The organism is Ilumatobacter sp. (genome assembly GCF_041688325.1).
In the GTDB taxonomy this organism is placed as follows: Bacteria; Actinomycetota; Acidimicrobiia; order Acidimicrobiales; family Ilumatobacteraceae; genus Ilumatobacter_A.
Map to the genome: position 1 here is coordinate 1 of NZ_JBDNIJ010000011.1, position 2,382 is coordinate 2,382.

General features: G+C 59.9%; 3 protein-coding genes. All 3 read left to right on the forward strand.

The window, feature by feature from the left end:
• Positions 1-448 precede the first annotated feature (448 nt).
• Positions 449-811: a hypothetical protein gene (locus ACH2EI_RS00650; protein WP_395157112.1), complete on the forward strand. Its 363-nt coding sequence runs from the start codon at positions 449-451 to the stop codon at positions 809-811.
• Between the two features lie 92 nt (positions 812-903).
• Positions 904-1,488, forward strand: coding sequence for a hypothetical protein (locus ACH2EI_RS00655; RefSeq protein ID WP_395157110.1), 585 nt, complete (start codon positions 904-906; stop codon positions 1,486-1,488).
• 161 nt (positions 1,489-1,649) lie between these two features.
• Positions 1,650-2,084: a DUF6508 domain-containing protein gene (locus ACH2EI_RS00660; protein ID WP_395157108.1), complete on the forward strand. Its 435-nt coding sequence runs from the start codon at positions 1,650-1,652 to the stop codon at positions 2,082-2,084.
• The last annotated feature ends 298 nt before the right edge of the window (positions 2,085-2,382 follow it).

The following is a 2,382-nucleotide window of genomic DNA, read 5'->3' on the forward strand; positions in this document are numbered from 1 at the left end:
AGGTCACCGGTCAACCCGTCGAGCGGCTCACCATCCAGGCAAAGACCTGACCACGACTCCGCCCAAACGCGATCGCTCTGGACGCGACGTCATCTGCCCGAAGCACCCATATCAACGCTGGCTTCCGATACAACCGAAACCGCTCGTATCGGCACATCTTCCGCACCCTGGGCACCCATAGTGCTCGGCCGGCTGAGCGTCGACGGGTGACGCCTATCGCCGGATTGGTGGCACGTCGCAGACCGGGTAAACGTTGCCTGTCGACCACTAGTGCCGTGTCAAGGAACGTTTGCCCTGTTGTGGGGTGCCCACGAACCGACAATCTGACACAGCAGCGCACGTACCAGCAGTGGTGGCTCATCGTGGATGCGGCGGTCCGGCTGAGATTTCACGACTCGATGCGCTGGTTCGTGTGCGCCCTCACCGGGCACAGCGCGAGACTGCGGCAGTGGCCAAGATGAACCGGGACCGAGCACGTGGCGGCGACGATGACTTCGGTGACGTAGGTGAAGAGCCGACCTTTGCGGCCCGCTACGCCGGCATGTGCGCCACCTGCCGGCACACGTTCGCGATCGGGGATCTTGTCGCTTCTGTCGTTGTCGACAAGAAGTCCACCTACCACCATGGCGCGTGCCGATACTCCGCGACGGCCTTCCTCTCGCAGCACGTCACCGATCCAGCAATCGATGCTGGCGGCGCCGTCGGCAACGCAACGACGCTGGGAAAGTGCAGGGCGACAACGAAGAAGGGCAAGCCGTGCAACAACTCTCCTCAGAAGGGTGAGCAGTTCTGCGGCCCGCATCTCACATAGCCGGCGTTTAGGGACGCGCTGGATCTGGGCGTGAGCGCGGGTAGTCGACAGACCGTCTCGAATGATTGGCAAATCGTTTAATCTCGGGTCGTATGACCAGCGAACCTCCGAGACTTGTCCCTCTACGAATAGTCAAAGTTGGCAAGGAACCCAGAGACGGATTCCTTGCCGTCGGCGGAACAGGATTCGTCGAGGTATACCAAGCCGGCCGAATGAACCGGCTACTTATCGCACGCGACCCCGTCAGACAGGCCGTCACGATCGACCGCACCAACTCGGCAGTGGTCGTTGACGGCAGACGTTTCGAGATCGAGCCGGACAGTGTCGAGGAGGCCGAAGCACTTGTCGCGTACGCCGTCAACCTGCGAGGAGCTTATGCCTCTAGATCCTCCAGCGGGACGGCGGTGTCGTCGGCCAAGACCTTGGCGGTTGGGTCCCTTGCGAGTTGGGCCAACGCATTGATCGTCTTTTCGTACATCATTGGAATCCTGGGGGTCATCGGCGGACTCATCCTGGCGCTTCAAACCGACCAAACCGGATTCAGTAGCCAAGAGCGTCCGTACCTCGGCCTGGGAATCGGGGTTGGCATCAACTCAGCTTTCTTCGCCACGATTGGCATCGTGCTCGGCAAACTCGCAAACTTTTATGCATCCAACAACCCGAACTCGAGCCTGTAGTCAACCCGATTGTGCGTTCGGCACCAGGACCTGTGGCCTCGACGTCACGTCACTCTCAACCCTTACCTGGCCGATTCCTGGTTCGTGTGATTCCGCAAATGAACGCGCAACGAGTCCGACATCGCCGCCCGAAGCGGACACTTCGTCGGAGACTCCTGATCATGGCAGATAAGAATGAGATCACTGCCCAACTTGCGGGGGCGTCCGTAGCGCAGTGGCAGTCTCTTGAAGAACTCGTTGTGGCGTTCGAGACTGGAACTGTGCAACTCAATACGGTGCACCCACCGGAAACAGCAGCGAACGGTGTCATTTCGTTGGGCTGGACCGAGCACGGCGATGAACTTGGCAGACTGCATGAACTCGTTTATGAGATGGGAGTCGTTACGGACTGCGATTGGGTGTCTTGGTACGACCCGGATCGGTACCCCGACGTCGACAGTCTCCGAGGTGCCGCACCGGTTGATCTGATCCGGCTTGCCACGGCGATCTTTCGGAGCGACAGGTTCAGCGAGGGTGTGATTGTCGAATTCATCGAGAACGGAATGCTCGTAGCTGTCCTGCGGCAACTTGTCGACGATCAACAGTTGCGTACGTAGCCCGGAGGCCTGATGGTACAAGGACCGTCGCGCTCGGAACACACCGGGCCAGACAGCCGTACTATGTTTCCATACAAGTCGGCGCTTCAGGGTGTCGTCGTTGCGTCGGTGGCATTCACCATCTTCGCTCGGAGAATCGAAGGCTCCCGGGTTTCTAGTGCCGTGACTGGGAACGTTGGTGGTGGCGCGTCCACCACTTGACGGTGCCGGTCGCGCAGACTTGGTGGATGGCTGAGCGTGTGTTCGTGCGAGATTTGGAACCGGCAGAGGGCAACAAGTTGTTGTCGATCATCCGCCG